This window comes from Actinomycetospora sp. NBC_00405 (assembly GCF_036044095.1).
In the GTDB taxonomy this organism is placed as follows: domain Bacteria; phylum Actinomycetota; class Actinomycetes; order Mycobacteriales; family Pseudonocardiaceae; genus Actinomycetospora; species Actinomycetospora callitridis.
In genome coordinates this window covers 945,508-964,628 of the sequence record NZ_CP107938.1, presented here as the reverse complement: position 1 = coordinate 964,628, position 19,121 = coordinate 945,508, and the positions used below count along the sequence as shown (strand labels likewise).

General features: G+C 74.0%; 19 protein-coding genes. 12 read left to right on the top strand and 7 right to left on the bottom strand.

Annotated features, from left to right (window positions below; all coding sequences use genetic code 11):
* Window positions 1-116: 116 nt before the first annotated feature.
* On the bottom strand, window positions 117-923 hold the full coding sequence (locus OG774_RS04750) for an MmyB family transcriptional regulator (protein WP_328307171.1): 807 nt from the start codon (window positions 921-923) through the stop codon (window positions 117-119).
* A gap of 118 nt (window positions 924-1,041) precedes the next feature.
* Between OG774_RS04750 and OG774_RS04745 the strand changes: the two genes are divergently transcribed.
* Window positions 1,042-1,428, top strand: a complete 387-nt coding sequence (locus OG774_RS04745) for a hypothetical protein (RefSeq protein WP_328307169.1) — start codon at window positions 1,042-1,044, stop codon at window positions 1,426-1,428.
* Here OG774_RS04745 and OG774_RS04740 read toward each other — a convergent pair.
* Window positions 1,364-2,158 carry a YqjF family protein gene (locus OG774_RS04740; protein WP_328307167.1) on the bottom strand — a complete coding sequence of 265 codons (795 nt, stop codon included), beginning with the start codon at window positions 2,156-2,158 and terminating at the stop codon, window positions 1,364-1,366. The two genes, OG774_RS04745 and OG774_RS04740, sit on opposite strands and share 65 nt — an antisense overlap.
* Window positions 2,159-2,284: 126 nt before the next feature.
* Here OG774_RS04740 and OG774_RS04735 point away from each other — a divergent pair, with 126 nt between their 5' ends.
* Complete coding sequence (locus OG774_RS04735; RefSeq protein ID WP_328307165.1) at window positions 2,285-3,073, top strand: DUF427 domain-containing protein; 789 nt, start codon at window positions 2,285-2,287, stop codon at window positions 3,071-3,073.
* Here OG774_RS04735 and OG774_RS04730 read toward each other — a convergent pair.
* From OG774_RS04730 to OG774_RS04715, 4 genes are all read right to left on the bottom strand, one after another.
* Window positions 3,060-3,629 carry a mycothiol transferase gene (locus OG774_RS04730; RefSeq protein ID WP_328307163.1) on the bottom strand — a complete coding sequence of 190 codons (570 nt, stop codon included), beginning with the start codon at window positions 3,627-3,629 and terminating at the stop codon, window positions 3,060-3,062. The two genes, OG774_RS04735 and OG774_RS04730, sit on opposite strands and share 14 nt — an antisense overlap.
* 69 nt (window positions 3,630-3,698) lie before the next feature.
* Complete coding sequence (locus tag OG774_RS04725) at window positions 3,699-4,166, bottom strand: MarR family winged helix-turn-helix transcriptional regulator (RefSeq protein ID WP_328307161.1); 468 nt, start codon at window positions 4,164-4,166, stop codon at window positions 3,699-3,701.
* A gap of 117 nt (window positions 4,167-4,283) precedes the next feature.
* Window positions 4,284-5,216, bottom strand: a complete 933-nt coding sequence (gene coaA / locus OG774_RS04720; RefSeq protein ID WP_274194752.1) for a type I pantothenate kinase — start codon at window positions 5,214-5,216, stop codon at window positions 4,284-4,286.
* Between the two features lie 101 nt (window positions 5,217-5,317).
* Window positions 5,318-6,085 carry an SDR family oxidoreductase gene (locus tag OG774_RS04715; protein ID WP_328307157.1) on the bottom strand — a complete coding sequence of 256 codons (768 nt, stop codon included), beginning with the start codon at window positions 6,083-6,085 and terminating at the stop codon, window positions 5,318-5,320.
* A 65-nt stretch (window positions 6,086-6,150) separates the two neighbouring features.
* Here OG774_RS04715 and OG774_RS04710 point away from each other — a divergent pair, with 65 nt between their 5' ends.
* The 10 genes from OG774_RS04710 (at window position 6,151) to OG774_RS04660 (ending at window position 15,879) form a co-directional block, all read left to right on the top strand.
* Entirely contained in the window at window positions 6,151-6,615 is a 465-nt protein-coding gene (locus tag OG774_RS04710; RefSeq protein ID WP_442873943.1) for a PPOX class F420-dependent oxidoreductase, read from the top strand.
* A gap of 18 nt (window positions 6,616-6,633) precedes the next feature.
* Complete coding sequence (locus OG774_RS04705; protein WP_328307155.1) at window positions 6,634-7,989, top strand: hemolysin family protein; 1,356 nt, start codon at window positions 6,634-6,636, stop codon at window positions 7,987-7,989.
* Complete coding sequence (locus OG774_RS04700) at window positions 7,986-9,167, top strand: hemolysin family protein (RefSeq protein WP_328307153.1); 1,182 nt, start codon at window positions 7,986-7,988, stop codon at window positions 9,165-9,167. Before OG774_RS04705 ends, OG774_RS04700 begins: the two co-directional genes overlap by 4 nt.
* Window positions 9,164-10,138, top strand: coding sequence for an NAD(P)/FAD-dependent oxidoreductase (locus OG774_RS04695; RefSeq protein ID WP_328307151.1), 975 nt, complete (start codon window positions 9,164-9,166; stop codon window positions 10,136-10,138). Before OG774_RS04700 ends, OG774_RS04695 begins: the two co-directional genes overlap by 4 nt.
* A gap of 355 nt (window positions 10,139-10,493) precedes the next feature.
* On the top strand, window positions 10,494-11,276 hold the full coding sequence (locus tag OG774_RS04690) for a hypothetical protein (RefSeq protein ID WP_328307149.1): 783 nt from the start codon (window positions 10,494-10,496) through the stop codon (window positions 11,274-11,276).
* Between the two features lie 122 nt (window positions 11,277-11,398).
* Window positions 11,399-12,703, top strand: coding sequence for an MFS transporter (locus OG774_RS04685; protein WP_328310781.1), 1,305 nt, complete (start codon window positions 11,399-11,401; stop codon window positions 12,701-12,703).
* A gap of 115 nt (window positions 12,704-12,818) precedes the next feature.
* Complete coding sequence (locus OG774_RS04680; RefSeq protein ID WP_328310779.1) at window positions 12,819-14,231, top strand: APC family permease; 1,413 nt, start codon at window positions 12,819-12,821, stop codon at window positions 14,229-14,231.
* The gene (locus tag OG774_RS04675) at window positions 14,228-15,019 is read left to right on the top strand and encodes a universal stress protein (protein ID WP_328307147.1); all 792 of its coding nucleotides are present in this window, start codon (window positions 14,228-14,230) and stop codon (window positions 15,017-15,019) included. Before OG774_RS04680 ends, OG774_RS04675 begins: the two co-directional genes overlap by 4 nt.
* Before the next feature lie 54 nt (window positions 15,020-15,073).
* Window positions 15,074-15,292: a helix-turn-helix domain-containing protein gene (locus tag OG774_RS04670; RefSeq protein ID WP_328307145.1), complete on the top strand. Its 219-nt coding sequence runs from the start codon at window positions 15,074-15,076 to the stop codon at window positions 15,290-15,292.
* 23 nt (window positions 15,293-15,315) lie between these two features.
* The gene (locus OG774_RS04660) at window positions 15,316-15,879 is read left to right on the top strand and encodes a Clp protease N-terminal domain-containing protein (protein WP_442873942.1); all 564 of its coding nucleotides are present in this window, start codon (window positions 15,316-15,318) and stop codon (window positions 15,877-15,879) included.
* Between the two features lie 82 nt (window positions 15,880-15,961).
* Here OG774_RS04660 and gcvP read toward each other — a convergent pair whose 3' ends face one another.
* Window positions 15,962-18,922 (bottom strand): aminomethyl-transferring glycine dehydrogenase, encoded by a 2,961-nt coding sequence (gene gcvP / locus OG774_RS04655; protein ID WP_328307143.1) that lies wholly within the window; start codon window positions 18,920-18,922, stop codon window positions 15,962-15,964.
* Window positions 18,923-19,121 lie beyond the last annotated feature (199 nt).

Sequence of the window (19,121 nt, the reverse complement as noted above, 5' to 3'; positions counted from 1 at the left end):
CGTGCGGCCCTCGCGAGGGGCACGTTCCGCATGATCCACAGGTCCACGTGCCTGCCGAACGTGCCCCTCGCGCCGCTCTGGCGGCACTCTCGAGAGATCGAACTGGAGAGCCCCAGTCAGCCCGCGGCCGCGGCGAGCCGCTCCAGCACCGCGCGGGACTCTGCGTCCGCGGGCACGAACGACTCCAGCGACAGCTCGTCGAGCGTGACGTCCCAGGCCGCGCCGAAGTGCGTGATCGTCGAGTAGAAGCGCAGCTCACCCTCGGGGTGGTCGAGGTGCAGCGGGAGCATGACGTGCGCCGCGCGGGCCGCCGGGCCGCCCTGCGGGGGCGGGGGCGCGAACTCCGCCAGCTCCTCGCGCAGCGCGACGAGGCGCGGGTCGCCGGTGAGGTCGGCGAGGCGTTCCAGGCGGTGCAGCAGGTGCCCGGCCCACTCGGAGAGGTTGCGCACGTGGGGCGCGAGGCCGTCGGGACGCAGGCTCAGGCGGTAGATGTTGATCGGCGGGGCGAGCACGGCGGGGTCGAGCACGGCGAGCAGGGCGCCGACGGCGCGGTTGGCCATCACCACGTCGCCGCACCGGTCGACGACGAGCGCCGGGAACGGTTCGTGGCCGGCGAGGAGGTGCTCCAGCGCCCCGCGCACCGCCTCGAGTCCCCGTGCGTCGAGCCGCGATTCCGCGTAGGTCGGGGCGAAGCCTGCGGCGAGGAGCAGGGTGTTGCGCTCGCGCAACGGGACCTCCAGGTGCTCGCACAGGTCGATCAGCAGCTCCCGGCTGGCCCGGGCCCGCCCGGTCTCGACGAAGCTCAGGTGGCGGGTCGAGACGCCCACGTCGAGGGCGAGGTCCATCTGGCTGCGGCGGCGCCGGGTGCGCCAGCCCCGCAGCAGGTCGCCGGGGCCGGGGCGGGCGTCGAGCGTGCTGGTCACGAGGTCGACCGTAGGACGGTCCCCGCACCCGAGACCATGACCTCCGAGGTCATCGACGCGGCTACCGGCGCCGCCGCAGGGTTCTCCCCGACGCAGTCAGCGACCGAAGGAGAACCCGATGACCACGACCACCGCCCTCGCCACCCGTCTCGACCTGCGCGCCGTCCTGCGCCTCGACGCCGTCGCCTCCGGCGCCCTCGGCCTCGCCGCCACCGCCGGGGCCGGCGTGCTCGACACCGCCCTCGGGCTCCCGAGCAGCCTGCTCCTCGGCGTCGGCGTGTTCCTCGTCGTCTACGCCGCGGGGCTGGTCGCCCTGGCGGGCCGGGCGGTGATCCCCCGCCCGGCGACCTGGGTCGTCGTGCTCGGCAACTCCGCCTGGGTGCTCGCGAGCCTCGGCCTCGTCGTCGGCGCGTGGGACCGCCTCACGGTGCTCGGCGCGATCATCGTGCTCGCCCAGGCCGCCGCCGTCGCGGTGTTCGCCGACCTCCAGTACGCGCGGCGGTGAGGATCGCCGGGCGCCGCCAGGGCCGCGGGAGACCGAAGCGCACGGACACCCCGGGCGAGGCGGCGACGTGGTCCGGCGGGCGCCCGGCGAGCCCCGGGAAGCCCGCCCGGGCCAGCAGCGTGTCGTCGAGCTCCAGCAGCTCGGCGCGGTGCAGCGGCCAGGGCTCGTGGACGTTCGGGACGTACCAGTCGACGCCGAGGTGACGCTCGTGCAGGCCCCAGCGGGCGGTGAGGAACTCCTCGAGCGGGCCGGACGCGACCGGCTCCCCCACCCGCAGCCGGACCCGGCTCGGGTGGGGCCGGCTCGTCTCGTAGACGCGGTCCGGGCCGTCGTCGATCCGCATCGTCGCCCACCGGTACGGCAGCCCGAAGGCGGCGCGGGCCCCGGCGACCACCGCCAGCCGGCTGGCGTCGAGGCTGCGGAAGACGATGCCGCGCACCCCGCGGTCGTCGACGGTGTAGAGCCGGACGTTGGTCTCGGGGAAGGTCCCCAGCCACGGGATCGACGGCCCGCGCAGCACCCCGGCACCGACCATCCGGAAGGGCACGAGCCCGACCCAGGTGACGCCCTCGTGGACGTCGGGGCGCACCCCGGGCGGGAGCAGCGGCGCCACCTCCGCCGGGTCGACCGCCCAGTGCAGGAACGCCACGTCGCACCAGCGCTGGGTCATCATCGTCGGCCCGGAGTAGCCCGGTGCCTCGCGCGTCACGGGCTCGACGGGTGGGGTCATGCCCCCGGTCATCCCCGGTGCGGAGGCCCGCCACGCACGATCCGTCCTGAGGAGAACCCGGGCCGGGAACATCGCCGACCATCGCGGGGGTTGCCTCTCGGAGAGAGTCGAGTCGAGGAGGTCGTCGTGGCGCTGACCATGTTCGGTGGGCCGCTGTCCCGCAAGGTGCCGGAGACGCGGACGTTCACCGTCGAGGGACCCGCCCACTCGCTGCTGCTCGAGCCGTTCACGCGGCGCGTGCGCGCGGAGGTGGACGGGGTGACGGTGCTCGACACGGTCCGCGGGGCGCTGCTGTTCGAGACCGGCCTGCCGCCCCAGCTCTACGTGCCCGAGGAGGACCTGCGCACCGATCTCCTCGAGCCCAGCGACACCACGACGCACTGCCCGTTCAAGGGCGACGCGACCTACCGCAGCCTGCGCGTGGGCGACCGGGTGGTCACCGACGCGGTGTGGGCCTACCCCACCCCGATCGCCGAGTCGTCCTGGCTGGCCGGGCGCGCCGTGCTCGCGCCGGGGGCGGCCGACCGCTGGCTCGACGAGGACGACGAGGTCCTCGGGCACCTGCCCGACCCGTACCACCGCGTGAACCTGCGGAACACCAGCCGCCACGTCACGGCCGCCACCACCGACGGCGTGGCCGTGGCCGACGCGGCCGGGGGCATCCTGCTGGGCGAGACGGGCCTGGTCGACCGCTTCTACATCGCGCGCGAGGCGCTGCGGGGCACGCTGGAGCCCAGCGGGAAGCGCACCGTGTGCCCCTACAAGGGCGTCGCGACCTACTACTCGCTGCGCCTGGACGACGGGCGCCTGCTCACCGACGCGGCGTGGTCCTACGAGTCGCCGACCGACGAGTCGCGGGCGATCAAGGACCTCGTGAGCCTCGCGCACGACGACCTGGTGGTCACGGCGAGCTGAGCGTCCCCGGCTCGGCCTCCTGCGCGGCGTCGCGCAGCACCTGCGCCTGCCCGGCATAGCGCGCGGTCTCGGTGATCAGGTGCAGCAGGATCCAGCGGAGCTCGATGTGCCCGCGGCGGTCGTCGCGCACGGCGTCGTCGAGGGACTCGGAGCCGGCCAGCGCGTCACGGCCGCGCTCACACACCTCGAGGTACGAGCCGACGACGTCCTCGGGCTGCTCCACGTCGGCGAAGCGGAAGCCCGGATCGGGGTCGTCGACGTAGCTCGGCGCGTGCGCCGTCGGGTTGCCACGCTCCCCCCAGCGCTCCACGAGCCACGTGCGCTCGAGCTCGGTGAGGTGCTTGACGATCCCCAGCAGGCTGGAGCCCCGCTCGGCGGGGATGCGCCGGCGCAGCGCCGTCTCGTCCAGCCCGTCGAGGGCCAGGACGACCAGCGCCCGGAAGTAGTCGAGCCATCCCTCCAGGGCCTCGCGCTCGTCGGCCACCTCGGGTGGCGTGGGTCGGCGTTGCAGGGGTGCCTGGAACCGCACCGGCTCTCCCGGGGTCGCATCGTTCACACCTGACACACCCTCTGTCGTCAGCCGAGCGCAGATCGTTACATCCCGTGGCGCAGCGCGCCTCCTCGGTCACTCCTCGACGAGACGCTCCAGCGCCGGCAGCGCCGCCTCGAGGGCTGCGCGCTGCTCGGCGTCGAGCCGGTCGAGACGCTGCGCCAGCGAGGCCGTCCGCTCCGTGCGGATGTGCCGGATGGCCTGGTGCCCCTGGTCCGAGAGGTGGATCAGGGCCGACCGCGCGTCCTGGGGGTCCGGCGTCCGGATGAGCAGACCGGCCTCGTCGAGCGCCGCCAGCACCCGGCTCATGGTGGGCGGGGTGACCGCCTCCCGTCGCGCCAGCTCGGAGAGCCGCAGCGGGGCGGCGTCCTCCAGCGTCGCGAGCACCGACGTCTGCAGCGGCGGCAGGGCCGCGTTCGAGTCGACGCGGATGCGCCGGTTGAGCCGTCCGACGGCCAGCCGCAGGCGCGAAGGGAGGTCAGGGTCGGACGAACCGGACCTATCGGTCGGGTCGGCCTGTGTCCCGGTCGCGGAAGTGGACATACCTCATCGTCCCATCCCCACGGCCCCGACGGGCGAGGTGTCGCCGTCCGTCACGGCCGTGTCACGCGGTTGGGCCACCCGAGTCACAGCTCTGCCCGGGTCACAGCTTTCCCCGGGTCACAGCTTACGCAGCCGGATGCGCCGCACGGTGTGGTCGCCACCCTTGGTGAGGACGAGGTCCGCCCGCGAGCGGGTGGGGGCGATGTTCTCGCGCAGGTTCGGCCCGTTGATCTCGTCCCACAGGGTGGCCGCCTGGGCCCGGGCCGCGGTCTCGTCCATCTCGGCGTAGCGCCGGAAGTACGACGCGGGGTCGCGGAACGCCGTCTCCCGCAGGGCCAGGAAGCGCTCGACGTACCACCGGCGTACGTCGGTGGGGTGCGCGTCGACGTAGATGGAGAAGTCGATGAGGTCCGACACCGCGAGCGCGCTCGCCCGCTCGCCGGTCTGCGGGGCCGGCTGGAGCACGTTGAGGCCCTCGAGGACGAGGATGTCGGGGCGCGCGACGACCCGGTGCTCGTCGAGGACGTCGTAGGTCAGGTGCGAGTACGTCGGCACGGGCACCTCGGGCTTGCCCGCCTTGATGTCGGAGACGAACCGCAGCAGCGCGCGCCGGTCGTAGGACTCCGGGAAGCCCTTGCGCCGCATCAGCCCGCGCCGCTCGAGCTCGGCGTTGGAGTGCAGGAACCCGTCGGTGGTCACCAGCGCGACGTTCGGGTGGTCCTGCCAGCGCGCGAGCAGCAGCCGCAGCAGCCGGGCCGTCGTCGACTTGCCGACCGAGACCGACCCCGCGATCCCGATCACGAACGGCGTCGCCTGCTCGTCCTGGCGCAGGAACTGCCGGTAGGCGTCCAGCAGGCCCGCCGTGGCCCGGACGTGCAGGTCGAGCAGGCGTGAGACGGGCAGGTAGACCTCGCGCACGTCGTCGAGGTCGACGGGGTCGCCCAGGGAGCGCAGCTCCTCGAGCTCCTCGGCGGTGAGCGGCACGGCGCTGGTGTCGCTCAGCTGCGACCAGGAGTCCCGGTCGAAGTCGACGAACGGGCTACCGCTCACGACACGTTCCCCGCTCCGGGTTCCCGCACATGGCGGGCCATTGTTCTCGCGGGCGCCCGGTGCCGCGCCACCACGTGCGGCGCAGGTCACCGTCCGAGGGGTCAGGAACGCATCTGCGCGGTCGAGGTCAGCGCGTACTCCACGACGCACACCTCCGGCGGCAGCCCGAGCACGTGGACCACGGCCGCGGCCACGTGCTCGGGCGTCAGGCCCTGGGCGTGCATGCGCTCGCGGAAGGCGGCGACGTCCTCGCGCTCGGCCCCGTCGCCCGCCGTGAGGTCACCCGCCGTGAGGTCGCCCACCATGAGATCGGTGGCCACGAAGCCCGGAGCGACGGTGGTGACGCGCACGCCGCGCGCCCCCGCCTCGCGGCGCAGCGTCTCGTCGACGGCGTGGGCGGCGTGCTTGCTCGCCGCGTAGACCCCGCCGGCGGCCGAGGGCACGCGCCGCCCGGACATCGAGGAGATCGTCACCCAGCTCGCGCCCTCGCCGAGGCGGGGCAGCGCCGCCCGCGCGGTGGCGAGCAGGCCGTGCACGTTGACGTCGAACACCTCGCGCCAGCGCTCCGGGTCGGTCTCGCCCACGGCCCCGAGGTGCATGGTCCCGGCCGCGGCGACGACGCCGTCGAGGCCGCCGAGCTCCACGGCCAGGCGGTCCACGGCATGGGTCAGCGCCGCGGTGTCGGTGACGTCCGCGACCCCGACGACCGCGGCGCCCCCGAGCTCGTCCGCCAGCCCGGCGAGGCGCTCGGCCCGCCGTGCCACCAGCCCGACCCGCGCACCGGCGGCGACGGCGGCCCGCGCCGCGGCCTCCCCGATGCCCGAGGACGCGCCCGTCACCACGACCCGCCGGCCGTCCAGGGAAGCCACGCGATCACCGTAGCCCGGGCCCACGGCGTCGGGGCGGGCCGGGCACGCGGCTACGCTCGTCGATTGTGGTGAACGTGGCGACGAACGACCGGGTGGGGCGCGAGGAGCTCGACGCGTTCCTGCGCACCCGACACAAGGCGATCGTGGTGACGCGCCGCTCCGACGGCGGTGACCAGACCTCCCCGGTGACGCTGGGCATCGACGCGGAGGGCCGCCTGCTCGTGTCGACCTATCCCGAGCGGGCGAAGGTGACCAACGTGCGCCGCGACCCCCGGGTGGCCATGTGCGTGCTCTCCGACGACTTCGACGGCCCCTGGGTGCACGTCGAGGGCACCGCCGAGGTGCTCGACCTGCCCGACGCGCTCGAGCCGCTCGTCGAGTACTTCCGCTCGATCTCCGGCGAGCACTCCGACTGGGACGAGTACCGCGAGGCGATGGCCCGCCAGGGCAAGAGCCTGATCCGGTTGACGGTGCAGCGGTGGGGCCCCATCGCCACGGGCGGGTTCCCCGCCCGGTTGGCAAGCAGCTGACGGGGGACCCGGTACTCCGTGGACGTCCTCCTGTCGGTGCTCGGACTCATCGGGTTCGTCGCCGTCACCTTCGGCACCGCGATCTTCGTGGCGGCCGAGTTCTCCCTGACCAGCCTCGAGCGCAGCCAGGTCGACAACCACGTCGACGAGGTCGGCGACCGGCGCTCGAAGATCGTGCAGCGCGCGCACCGCAACCTGTCGTTCGAGCTCTCCGGGGCCCAGCTGGGGATCACGATCACGACGCTGATCACCGGTTACCTCTCCGAGCCCGCGATCGCGACCCTGATCTCCCCGCTGCTCGAGGACGTCGGCCTGCCGCCCGGCGCCGCGGGCGGGACGGCCTCGGTGATCGCGCTGGTCTTCGCGACCGCGCTGTCGATGGTGTTCGGCGAGCTGGTGCCGAAGAACCTGGCCATCGCCCGCCCGATGGGCACGGCGCGCATGGTGGCCGGCATCCAGGCCGGCTTCTCCCGGGTGCTCTCGTTCTTCATCAGTGGGCTCAACGGCTCGGCCAACTGGATCGTGCGCCGCCTCGGCGTCGAGCCGGCCGAGGAGCTGCGCTCGGCGCGCTCGCCCCAGGAGCTCGGATCGCTCCTCACCACCAGCGCCCAGCAGGGCACGCTCGACGAGGGCACGGCCGAGGTCATGGCCCGCTCCCTGCGGGTGGGTGAGCGCAACGCCGACGAGATGATGACCCCGCGCGTGCGGGTCGAGTCGCTGTCCCAGGACGACACCGTGGACGACCTCATCGCCGCGACGATCCGCACCGGCTTCTCGCGCTTCCCCGTCGTCGACCGCGACCTCGACGACATCCGCGGCGTCGTCCACGTCAAGCAGGCCTTCTCCGAGCCCCGCACCCGGCGCGCGACCACCAAGCTGCGCAACCTCATGCGCACCGCCACCACCGTGCCCGACTCCCTCGACGGCGACGAGCTGCTCGACCGTCTGCGCGGGGCCGGGCTCCAGATGGCGCTGGTGGTCGACGAGTACGGCGGCACCGCGGGCATCGTCACGCTCGAGGACCTCGTCGAGGAGATCGTCGGCGACGTCCGCGACGAGCACGACCGCGGCGAGGCGGCCCGGGTGCGCGGCGAGGGCGAGGACAGCTGGATCGTCTCCGGGATGCTGCGCTCCGACGAGATGGCCGAGGTCGTCGGCTGGTCGTTCCCGGAGAGCGAGGTCTACGAGACGCTCGCGGGCTACATCACCGCGGAGCTCCAGCGCCTGGCCAACGTCGGCGACGCGGTCACGCTCGACGACTGGCAGCTGATCGTCACGCGCGTCGACGGCCGACGCATCGCCGAGGTCCGCGTGGTGCGACCACCCAAGGTGCCCGCCGCGGTCGCCGTGAGCGGCGAGGAGGCCTCCCCGTGAGCGACGGCGTCGCCCTGCTCCTGATGTTCGCCCTGCTCGGGGCGAACGCGTTCTTCGTGGGCGCGGAGTTCTCGCTGATCTCCGCGCGCCGCGACCGTCTCGAGGCCCTGCACACCGAGGGCGCCGCGGGCGCCGGGACGGTGCTGCGGGCCTCCGAGCACCTCTCGATGATGCTGGCCGCCGCCCAGCTGGGCATCACGATCTGCTCGCTGGCCCTGGGCTCGCTCGGGGAGCCCGCGGTGGCCCACCAGCTCGAGGTCGTCCTCGAGCCGATCGGCGTCCCGTCGTTCCTGATCCACCCGATCGCGTTCGTGGTCGCGCTGACGATCGTCACGATCCTGCACATCGTGATCGGCGAGATGGTGCCCAAGAACATCGCCATCGCCGGGCCCGAGCGCACGTCGCTGTGGCTCGTGCCCGCGCTCGTCGCGTTCCTCAAGGTCACGCGCCCGGTGATCGTGGTGCTGAACTGGGTCGCCAACCACATTCTCAAGGCCTTCGGTGTGACGCCGGTGGACGAGCGCGAGTCGGCCTACACCCCGCAGGAGATCGCCGGGATGCTCTCGGAGTCCCGCGCCGAGGGCCTGCTCGACGCCTCGCAGACCCGCCGGCTGACCCAGGCGCTGAGCTCGGCGGAGCACACCGTCGCCGACGTCCTGATCCCGCTGGACCGGGTCACCGTGCTGCCCCCGAACCCCACGGTCGGCGCCGTGGAGGAGGCCGTGGCGCGCACCGGGTTCTCGCGCTTCCCCGTGCAGGCGCCGACCGCACCCGACGCCCACCCCCGCCTGGGGACGGACCCCCTGGAGCCGGGCACCACCCCGATCACGCCCGAGGGGGAGAACGCCGAACACGCGCCGGTCGTCGAGCTCGCGGGATACCTGCACGTCAAGGACGTGCTCGACCTCGGGGACGGCGACGGCGACGGGGCCTCGGACGACGAGGCCGCCGACCGCCCGGTGCCGGCCGATCGGGTCCGCGTCCTGCCGGAGATCTCGCTGTCGGCGCCGGTGGACGAGGCGCTGGCGGCCCTGCGGCGCGAGGGCTCGCACCTCGCCCGCGCCGTGGACGCCGAGGGCTCGACGGTCGGGCTGGTGGCCATGGAGGACCTCCTCGAGGAGTACGTCGGCACGGTCCGCGACAGCACGCACGTGACGAGGTCGGGGGCACGCTCGTGACGTCTGCGGAGATGCGGCGCGAGGTCCTGGTCGTCGGCGGCGGCATCAGCGGGATCGCCTGTGCCCGCGCGCTCACGGCCGCCGGGACGCCGGTGCGGGTGCTGGAGCGTTCGAAGCGCCTCGGGGGACGGATGGCGGCGCGGCCGCTGCCCGAGGGGGCCGATCACGTCGTCGACCTCGGCGCCGCCTACTTCACCGCGCGCGACGACGAGTTCGTCGCCGTCGTCGAGGACTGGCAGCGGCGCGGGCTGGCGGTCCCGTGGACCGACACGCTCGCCGCCCGCGGCGAGGACGGCACGTGGTCGTCGACGTCGGGCCCGCAGCGGTGGTCCGCGCCCGGCGGCCTGCGCTCGCTGGTGGCCGACCTCGCCGAGGGGGTCTCGGTCAGCACCGGCCACACGGTCTCCTCGGTGACCCCCGGCCCGGCGGTGGACGGGAAGGCCGCGTGCGCCGTCGTGCTCGCCATGCCCGACCCGCAGGCCGCCCGCCTGCTCGATCCCGCCCTGCGCGCGAGCGCGGCCGTCGCCGACCGGGCCTGGAACCCCGTCATCTCGGTGGCGCTGGGCTACGGGCACCGCGGCTGGGAGCGCCTGCCGGCGGCGTTCGTCAACGGCCATCCCGACGTCGACCTCATCGCCGACGACGGCGACCGCCGCGGCGACGGCGCCCCGGTGCTCGTCGCGCACTCCACCGCGGAGCGGGCGCGCCGGCACCTCGACGACCCCGACGGCGCGATCGGCCCGGTCGTCGCCGCGGTCACGGACCTTCTCGGCCTGGACGACGCGCCGGCCTGGACCCACGCGCACCGCTGGACGTATGCGAGTCCCGCCCAGCCGCGCGAGGAGGAGTTCTCCCTCGACGACGACCTCGTCGGGCTCTGCGGCGACGGCTGGGGCAGCCCGAAGGTCGAGACGGCCTGGCGCTCGGGCACCCTGCTCGGCCGGGCGATCGCGGCCCGCGTGTCCTGCTGACCGGCCGCTGACCGGCCGCTGACCGGCCGCTGACCGGCCGCCGTCGCGCTGCGGGACCCGGTCGTCGCGGCCGGTGACCGCCGACCGCGGGGTTCCTCCCGTCCGCCGTCGGGGAGGCAACCCGGCCTGGTCGGCGCGTCCGGTTCGTCTACTCTCGCTCACGGAACGGTTACGAGAAGGTCACGGCGCTCCCCACGACGGACCTTCGCTCCCCCGTCCGGCAGCACCGACCCCGACGGTGTCGCCAGGCCGTTCCGTGATCGGAAGGCAGAACGTGACACGGCAACGCTCCCCCTGGGGCCGTGACGCAGAGGCAGGCACGAGCCGACGCGAGCCCCGAACGGTCCCCTTCGTCATGCCCGAGGGCGCCGTCCGTGGCGCATCGCGCCACCGCTCCCCCGCCCGCTCCGCGATGCGCCACGGCGCCGTCGCGGCCGGGCTGACCGGCAGCGCGCTCGCGCTCGTCGGCCCGGCGGTCATCGCCCTGCCCGACCAGGACCCCCAGGACGCGGCCACCACGCTCGAGCTCTCCGCGCAGGGCGCCTCCCTCGCCGACACCGCGTCGGCGTCCTCGTCGTCCGTCGGCTCGGCCGTCACCCCCGTGAGCGAGCCGTCCGGGGGCGCCGCGTCCGCGGACCTCATCAAGGCCGCCGAGCGCGACCGCGCGGCCGACGCCGCCACGGCCCGCCGGGCCGAGGCGGACGCCGCCGCGCAGCAACAGGCCCAGCAGGCCGCCGCCGAGGAGGAGCGCACCGCCTCGGTGACCGGGTGCGGCGCGTCGGGCTCCTACGGCGGCGTCGCCGACTCCGTGCAGGAGGTCGGCAACGCGATGGAGTGCGTCTTCCCGGGCCACGACGTCCTGGGCGTCGGCAGCCGCGGCGGCCAGTCCGACCACCCGGGCGGCTACGCGCTCGACTTCATGACCACCAGCGGCGACGCGATCGCCGACTGCGTCATCGAGAACAAGGGCGACCTCGGGGTCGAGTACGTGATCTGGGACCAGCGGATCAACACCGGCTCGGGCTGGGAGAGCATGGAGGACCGTGGCGGCGCCACGGCCAACCACGAGGACCACGTCCACATCTCGTTCGAGCGCGGCGGCTCCCCCGACGTCTCGGCCCTGCGCAGCTGCGGCTGATCCTGCTCTTCACACGCCCTTGACTCACCTGGTCCACTGAGCGGGTGTCGACGGAGACGAGCGGGTCGAGCACGGACAGTGAGCTCGGGCGCCGGACGGTGCGCCGGGTCGTCTGGCGGTTGATGCCCCTCCTGGGGCTGCTGTACTTCATCAACTACCTCGACCGCGTCAACATCGGCTTCGCCGGGCCGAACGGCATGAACGCCGAGCTCCAGATGACGGCCACGGTCTTCGGGCTCGCGTCGGGCATCTTCTTCGTCGGCTACCTGCTGCTCGAGGTGCCCAGCAACCTGGCGCTGCACCGCTTCGGCGCGCGTCGGTGGATCACCCGGATCCTGGTGTCCTGGGGCATCGTCGCCTCGGTCATGGCGTTCGCGCCGAACGCGACGGTGCTGATCGTCCTGCGCTTCCTGCTCGGCGTGGCGGAGGCCGGCTTCTTCCCCGGCATCATCCTGTATCTGACCTTCTGGTTCCCGGCCGAGTACCGGGCCCGCGCGGTCGGCTGGTTCATGGTCGCGGTGCCGATCTCGACCGCGGTCGGGTCGACGGTCAGCGCCCTGATCATCTCCCTGGGCGACGGCCTCTTCGGGCTCTCGGGCTGGCGGGTGATGTTCCTGTTCGAGGGCATCCCCGCGATCCTGCTCGGCATCGTCACGTTCTTCGCCCTCACCGACCGTCCCGAGCAGGCGACGTGGCTCTCCGAGGACGAACGGTCGTGGCTGAGCCGGCGGCTGGCCGCCGAGTCCGCCGAGGTGGAGGCGGCCGAGCACTGGACCCTGCGCCGCGCCCTGACCGCGCCACGCATCCTGGTGCTGGCCTTCGTCTACTTCGGCGTCACCTACGGGCTCTATGCGCTCGGCTTCTTCCTGCCCACGATCGTCGCCGGGTTCGAGCAGCAGTTCGGGACCAAGCTCGGCATCGTCGAGAAGGGCCTGGTCACGTCCGTGCCGTACGCGGTGGCGGCGGTCGGCATGGTGCTCTGGAGCCGCGCGGCCGACCGCTCCGCCGCCCGCACCGACGGCGGGTTCCTCGCCGGCGAGTCGGGACGGCGCTGGTGGCTCGCCCTGCCGATGATCCTCGGCGGGATCGCCATCCCGATCGCGCTCTACCAGAGCAACCCCTTCTGGACAATGGCGGCGGTGACGGTCTGCGCGGTCGGGACCTGCTCGGCGCTGCCCACCTTCTGGCCCCTGCCCTCGCAGTTCCTCACCGGCGCGGCCGCGGCCGGCGGCATCGCGCTGATCAACTCCTTGGGGAACCTCTCCGGGTTCGTCGCGCCGTACGTCACCGGCGGGCTCGCCGACCTCACCGGCAGCCAGCGTGCCGGGCTCTGGGTCGTCGGCCTCGTGACGATCCTGGCGGCCGTCCTGGCGCTGGTCGTCGGGCGCACGCGTCACCCTTCCGCCGTAGCGGACTCCTCGGGTTAAGCTCCCCGCCACCCGCTCGACGGCGACGCGGATCACCACCTGACCGAGGCCCTGAGGGGGACGTGTGCCCGGACCGGACCGCACCGCCTGGTTGCGGCGCAAACCGATCGCCACCATGGCGGCCGAGACCGGCGCCGACGCCTCCGCGGGCCACGAGGGCGGGGACCTCAAGCGCTCGATCGGGCTCGGTCAGCTCGTGGCCATCGGCATCGGGTCGACCGTCGGCACCGGCATCTTCTTCGTGCTTTCCGAGGCCACTCCGAAGGCCGGACCCGCGGTGGTCCTGTCCTTCGTGATCGCCGGGATCACCGCGGGGCTCACCGCGCTCTGTTACGCCGAGCTGGCCTCGGCGGTCCCGGTGTCCGGGTCGTCGTACTCCTACGCCTACGCCACCCTCGGCGAGGCCGCGGCGATGGGCGTGGCCGCCTGCCTGATCCTCGAGTACCTCGTCTCCTCGGCCGCCGTCTCGGTGGGCTGGTCGGAGTACCTCAACGCCCTGCTCCAGAGCACGGTCGGCGTACGGGTGCCCGAGGCGCTGTCCGGGGCGCCCGGCGCCGGCGGCATCGTCAACCTCCCGGCGATCGTCCTCGTCGTCCTCTGCACCCTGCTGCTGATCCGCGGGGTGAGCGAGTCGGCCACCGCCAACGCGATCATGGTGGTGATCAAGCTCGCGGTCCTGCTGCTGTTCGTCGGGCTGGCGTTCACCGCCTTCTCCGCCGACAACTTCGCGGAGTTCGCGCCGCTCGGCGTCGGCGGCATCGGCGCCGCGGCCGGCACGGTGTTCTTCTCGTTCATCGGTCTCGACGCCGTGTCGACCGCCGGCGAGGAGGTCAAGGACCCACGGCGCACGCTCCCCCGCGCCCTGATGCTCTCGCTCGTCGTCGTCACCGTGGTCTACCTGCTGGTGGCCGTCGCGGCGCTCGGCGCGCAGCCGTGGGAGCAGTTCGAGGGCCAGGAGGCCGGGCTCGCGGCGATCCTCACGCAGGTGACGGGCGCCAGCTGGCCCGGGATCGTCCTCGCGGCGGGCGCCGTCATCTCGATCTTCAGTGTCACCCTGGTGACGATGTACGCCCAGAGCCGGATCCTGTTCTCCATGAGCCGCGACGGGATGCTGCCCCCGCTGCTCTCGCGGGTGAACCCGCGCACCCTCACCCCGGTGCCCACGACGATCCTCGTCGGCATCGCCGTCGCCGTGCTGGCCGGTCTGGTGCCGCTCGACGTCCTCGCCGACCTCGTCAGCGTGGGGACCCTGGTGGCGTTCAGCGTCGTGTCGATCGGGGTCATGGTGCTGCGCCGGACCGCGCCGGACCTCCCCCGCGGCTTCCGCGTGCCCGGCTACCCGGTGACGCCGGTCCTCTCGATCGCGGCCTGCGTCTACCTCATCCTCGGGCTCTCCTGGATCACCCACGTCGTGTTCGTCCTCTGGCTGGCGGTCGCCCTGATCTTCTGGTGGTTCTACGGGGCCCGGCACTCCCGGCTCATCGGGTCGACCAGCCCGGCCGGTCCGACCGAGGGGGCGTCGTCGTGACCGTGCTCGTCGGGCACATGCCCGGGACCGACCCCGACGCCGCGATCTCGCTCGGGACGCGGCTGGCGCGCGTGATCGGCGGCCCGCTCGTCGTCTGCACCGTCTCGCCGCCCGGGCACGACGACGCCCCGGAGGCCACCCCCGAGATCGAGGGTGTCGACGTCGAGGTCGAGCACATCGCGGACCGCTCGGTGCCCGGCGGCCTGGCCCGGGCTGCGCACGCACGCCAGGCGGACCTCGTCGTGCTCGGCGACGGCCCGCCCCGCCCGGGCTCGGTCGGCGCCCGCCTCGCGCGGGCCGCCGACGTGCCGGTCGCGCTCGCCGGGCACGTCGCGCTCGCCGACGGTCCCGTCACCCGTGTGACCTGCGCGTTCGGCCCCGGGCGCCGCGCCCGCGGCGTGCTCGCCACGGCTGCCGACCTCGCCCGACGGGCCGACGCCGCCCTGCGCGTCGCGTCCTTCGCCCCGCAGCGCGGGCCGACGGTGCCGCCGGAGGCGGGCCTGCACGCCGAGCGGGTGGTCGTCGAGCAGTGGCGCGAGCAGATGATCGGCGCGCAGCGCGAGGCGCTCCAGGGCCTGGGGATCGCCGGCGCCGAGACCGTCGCGGTCGCGGACGACACGGTCGAGGAGGCCGTGCGGTCGCTGGAGTGGGGCGAGGGTGACCTGCTCGTCGCCGGGGCCTCGCCCGCCGGCGCCGCCACCCGGCTGCTCATCGGCGACCCCGGCGCCGCCGTCCTCGAGGCCTCACCGGTGCCGATCGTCCTGTCCCCGGGGGCCACGGCGCTCTGAGTGGGTGTCAACGTCGGTTGACACCTCCTGCCCTGTCAACCTAGATTGACACGCATGGCTGATGCGACGGCGGTGGCGGCAGCGGCGTCCTCGCGGGACCCGACGACGGGTCTCGCGGCGGTGGTGTCCCTGCGGGCGCTCCTCGAGTCCCTCGAGGAGCTGCAGGTCCGCAACGCCCGCGACCAGGGCTGGTCCTGGCAGCAGATCGCCGACGGGCTGTCGGTCAGCCGGCAGGCGGTGCACAAGAAGTACCGCCGCAGCGGGGTCGTCTAGGGGATCGTCCAGGAGGTCCGACCATGTTCGAACGCTTCACCGATACGGCGCGCCGGATCGTGGTCCTGGCCCAGGAGGAGGCCAGCGAGCGCGCCGACGACCACATCGGCAGCGAGCACCTCCTGCTCGGCCTCTGCCGGGCGGGAGACACCCGCGGGGCGGCGCTGCTCGCCGCCCAGGGAGTGACCCTCGCGGTGGTCGAGGAGGACCTGCGCCGCGCGGGGCCACCCGGCCTGCCCGACCGCGAGGCGCTGGCCGGCGTGGGCATCGACCTCGACGAGGTCCGCGCCCGCGTCGAGGCGGCCTTCGGCCCGGGTGCGCTCGAGAACACCCGGGCCGCGGGCGGGCGGCGACGCCGGGTGTGGGGTCACATCCCCTTCGACCGCGGCGCGAAGAAGGTCCTCGAGCTCGCCCTTCGCGAGGCGGTGCGCCGCGGCGACCGGACCATCGGCTCCGAGCACGTCCTGCTGGGCATGCTCCACCGCGAGACCGGGCGCGCGGCGCCGCTGCTGCACGCCCGGGGCGTCACGCTGCACCAGATGCGGGCGGTCCTCGACGACGACGCCCCCGGGGCGGCCAGCGGCTGACCGCCCCGGGGTCGCCGAGTGATCGACGGAGCGATACGGACGTTGAGTGTCTGCGACGGCACGCCGCTGACATCCTCAGGACTCACTCGGCGAGCTCCTCCAGCGGCGGGCAGGAGCAGACGAGGTGGCGGTCGCCGTGGGCGGCGTCGATGCGCCGCACCGGCGGCCAGATCTTCGTCGGGCGCCCGCCGGCCGGGAACGCCGCCTCCTCGCGGGAGTAGGCGTGGTCCCACGCCCCGCCCAGCACCGAGCGGGCGGTGAAGGGCGCGTGGACCAGCGGGTTGTCGTCCGCCGGCCACTCCCCCGCCTCGACGCGGGCGATCTCGCCGCGGATGGCGATCATCGCGTCGATGAACCGGTCGATCTCGGCGAGGTCCTCGGACTCGGTCGGCTCGACCATCAGCGTCCCGGCCACCGGGAACGACATCGTCGGCGCATGGAAGCCGTAGTCGGCGAGGCGCTTGGCGACGTCGTCGACCGTGATCCCCGAGGCCTTGGTCAGCGGGCGCAGGTCGAGGATGCACTCGTGGGCGACCATGCCGCCCGGCCCGGTGTAGAGCACCGGGAAGTGCTCGTCCAGGCGCTTCGCGACGTAGTTGGCCGCGGCCACGGCGGTCAGCGTCGCGCGGCGCAGCCCGTCGACGCCCATGAGCCGGACGTAGGCCCAGGAGATCGGCAGGATCGACGCCGAGCCCCAGGGCGCGCCGGCGACGGGGCCGATCCCGGTCGCGGGACCGGCCGACGGCTGGGCCGGGTGGTTCGGCAGGAACGGCGCGAGATGCTCGACCACGCCGACCGGGCCGACGCCGGGGCCCCCGCCGCCGTGCGGGATGCAGAAGGTCTTGTGCAGGTTCAGGTGGCTGACGTCGGCGCCGAAGCGACCGGGGCGGGCGAGCCCGACCAGGGCGTTGAGGTTGGCGCCGTCGACGTAGACCTGCCCGCCGGCGTCGTGCACCGCCGCGCAGACCTTGCGCACGCGCGGCTCGTACACCCCGTGCGTCGACGGGTACGTGATCATGATCGCCGCGAGCGTGTCGGCGTTCTCCCCGATGACCTTCTCCAGGTCCTCGACGTCCACGTCGCCGCGGTCGGTGGTCTTCACGACCTTGACGCGCATGCCCGCCGAGATCGCGGACGCGGCGTTCGTGCCGTGTGCCGACGACGGGATGAGGCACACGTCGCGGTGCTCGTCGCCCCGCGAGCGGTGGTAGGCGCGGATCGCCAGGAGGCCGGCGAGCTCGCCCTGCGAGCCGGCGTTGGGCTGCAGCGAGACCGCGTGGTAACCGGTGAGATGCACCAGCCAGTCCTCGAGGTCCGTGATCACCTGGAGCATCCCCGGCGCGTCGGACTCCGGCGCGAACGGGTGCAGGTCGCCGAAGCCGGGGTAGGTGATCGGCTCCATCTCGGCGGTGGCGTTGAGCTTCATCGTGCAGCTGCCCAGCGGGATCATGCTGCGGTCGAGCGCGACGTCCTTGTCGGAGAGCTCGCGCAGGTAGCGCAGCAGCGCGGTCTCGCTGCGGTGGCGGTGGAAGACCGGGTGCGTGAGGTACGACGACGTGCGCTCCAGCGTGGCGGGCACGGCGTCGGCGGTGGCGGCGTCGAGGTCCGAGACGTCGAGGTCGCCCGCGCCCAGGGCGCGCCACAGGGACCGCAGGTGCTCGCGCGTCGTGCGCTCGGAGCAGGAGACGCCGACGTGGTCGGCGTCGACCTCGCGCACGAGGATGCCCTCGGCGCGGCAGGCGGCGACGGCGGCCGGGGCCTCGCCGGGCACGCGCACCAGCACGGTGTCGAAGAACTCGCGGTGCACCACCTCGACGCCGCCCTTGACCAGGCCGGCGGCCAGGACGGCGGCCATCCGATGGGTGCGCCGCGCGATCGTCCGCAGCCCGGTCGGCCCGTGGTGCACGGCGTACATCGCGGCGATCACCGCGAGCAGGACCTGCGCGGTGCAGATGTTGCTCGTGGCCTTGTCGCGGCGGATGTGCTGCTCACGGGTCTGCAGGGCGAGGCGGTGGGCGGGGTCGCCGTCGGCGTCGATCGACGTGCCGACGAGACGCCCGGGCAGCTGGCGCGCGAGGCCCTGGCGGACGGCGAGAAACCCGGCGTGCGGGCCGCCGAAGCCGAGCGGCACCCCGAAGCGCTGGGTGGAGCCGACCGCGACGTCGGCGCCCAGGTCGCCGGGCGGGGTGACCATGGTGGCGGCGAGCAGGTCGCAGGCGGCGATCACCGCGGCGCCACGGTCGTGCACGGCCTCGATCACCGCGCGGTGGTCGCGCAGCGCCCCGGAGGCGCCGGGGGCGGCGAGCAGGAGACCGAAGAAGTCGTCGGTGGGCAGCGCCACCCCTTCTCCCGTTGCTCCGCTCGCCCCGGAGGAGACGTCGACGATCTGCAGCTCGATGCCCAGCGCCTCGGCGCGCGTCTCCAGCACCGCGACGGTCTGGGGCAGCGTGTCGGCATCGACGAGGAAGCGGTTGGACTTCGTCTTGTCCGCCCGGCGCAGCAGCAGCATCGCCTCGGCCGCGGCGGTCGACTCGTCGAGCATCGAGGCGCCGGCGACGTCGAGGCCCGTGAGGTCGCAGACCATCGTCTGGAAGTTGAGCAGGGCCTCGAGGCGGCCCTGGCTGATCTCGGGCTGGTAGGGCGTGTACGCCGTGTACCAGGCCGGGTCCTCGAGGACGTTGCGTCGGATCACCGGCGGGGTGAGCGTGCCGTGGTAGCCGAGGCCGAGCATCGGCTCCAGCGTGGTGTTCCGCGCGGCCATCCCGCGCAGCTCGTCGAGCACCTGGGCCTCGGTCGCCGGCGGCGGCGGGGCGTGGCCGGTGGGGTCGTCCGACCAGTCGGCCGGGTCGGTGCGGATCGAGCTGGGCATCGCCGTGTCGGCGAGCTCCTCCAGCGAGCCGACCCCGATCGTCTCGAGCATGCGCGCGAGGCCCGCGGCGTCCGGACCGATGTGCCGGTCGGCGAAGGGCACCCCGTGCTCGAGCGCGGCGAGGGGAGCGGACTCCCAGGAGGAGCGGGCGGGCGAACCGTGCGGTGCGGACATGACGCCTCCGGTGGCAGGGCGAGCAGGGGCCTCGCACGCCGCGGACGTCGCCGTCCGTCGCGTACGGCCTCCCCCTCTGCCGCTGCCCGCTACCGTGCGGGCGCCTGAGAGCTTCGCCGGTGAGGTGGGCTCACCCTCGGCTTGCACCATCGGCGGGTGGTCGACCCCGGCCGGAACCGGGCCCGATCACCTCTTTCCA

Coding starts and splice junctions, on each gene's coding strand:
- OG774_RS04745 (WP_328307169.1), top strand. CDS start 1,042: ATGACCACGACCACCGCCCTCGCCACCCGTCTCGACCTGCGCGCCGTC.
- OG774_RS04740 (WP_328307167.1), bottom strand. CDS start 2,158: ATGACCCCACCCGTCGAGCCCGTGACGCGCGAGGCACCGGGCTACTCC.
- OG774_RS04725 (WP_328307161.1), bottom strand. CDS start 4,166: ATGTCCACTTCCGCGACCGGGACACAGGCCGACCCGACCGATAGGTCC.
- OG774_RS04690 (WP_328307149.1), top strand. CDS start 10,494: ATGCCCGAGGGCGCCGTCCGTGGCGCATCGCGCCACCGCTCCCCCGCC.
- OG774_RS04685 (WP_328310781.1), top strand. CDS start 11,399: ATGCCCCTCCTGGGGCTGCTGTACTTCATCAACTACCTCGACCGCGTC.
- OG774_RS04680 (WP_328310779.1), top strand. CDS start 12,819: ATGGCGGCCGAGACCGGCGCCGACGCCTCCGCGGGCCACGAGGGCGGG.
- OG774_RS04670 (WP_328307145.1), top strand. CDS start 15,074: ATGGCTGATGCGACGGCGGTGGCGGCAGCGGCGTCCTCGCGGGACCCG.
- OG774_RS04660 (WP_442873942.1), top strand. CDS start 15,316: ATGTTCGAACGCTTCACCGATACGGCGCGCCGGATCGTGGTCCTGGCC.
- gcvP (WP_328307143.1), bottom strand. CDS start 18,922: ATGTCCGCACCGCACGGTTCGCCCGCCCGCTCCTCCTGGGAGTCCGCT.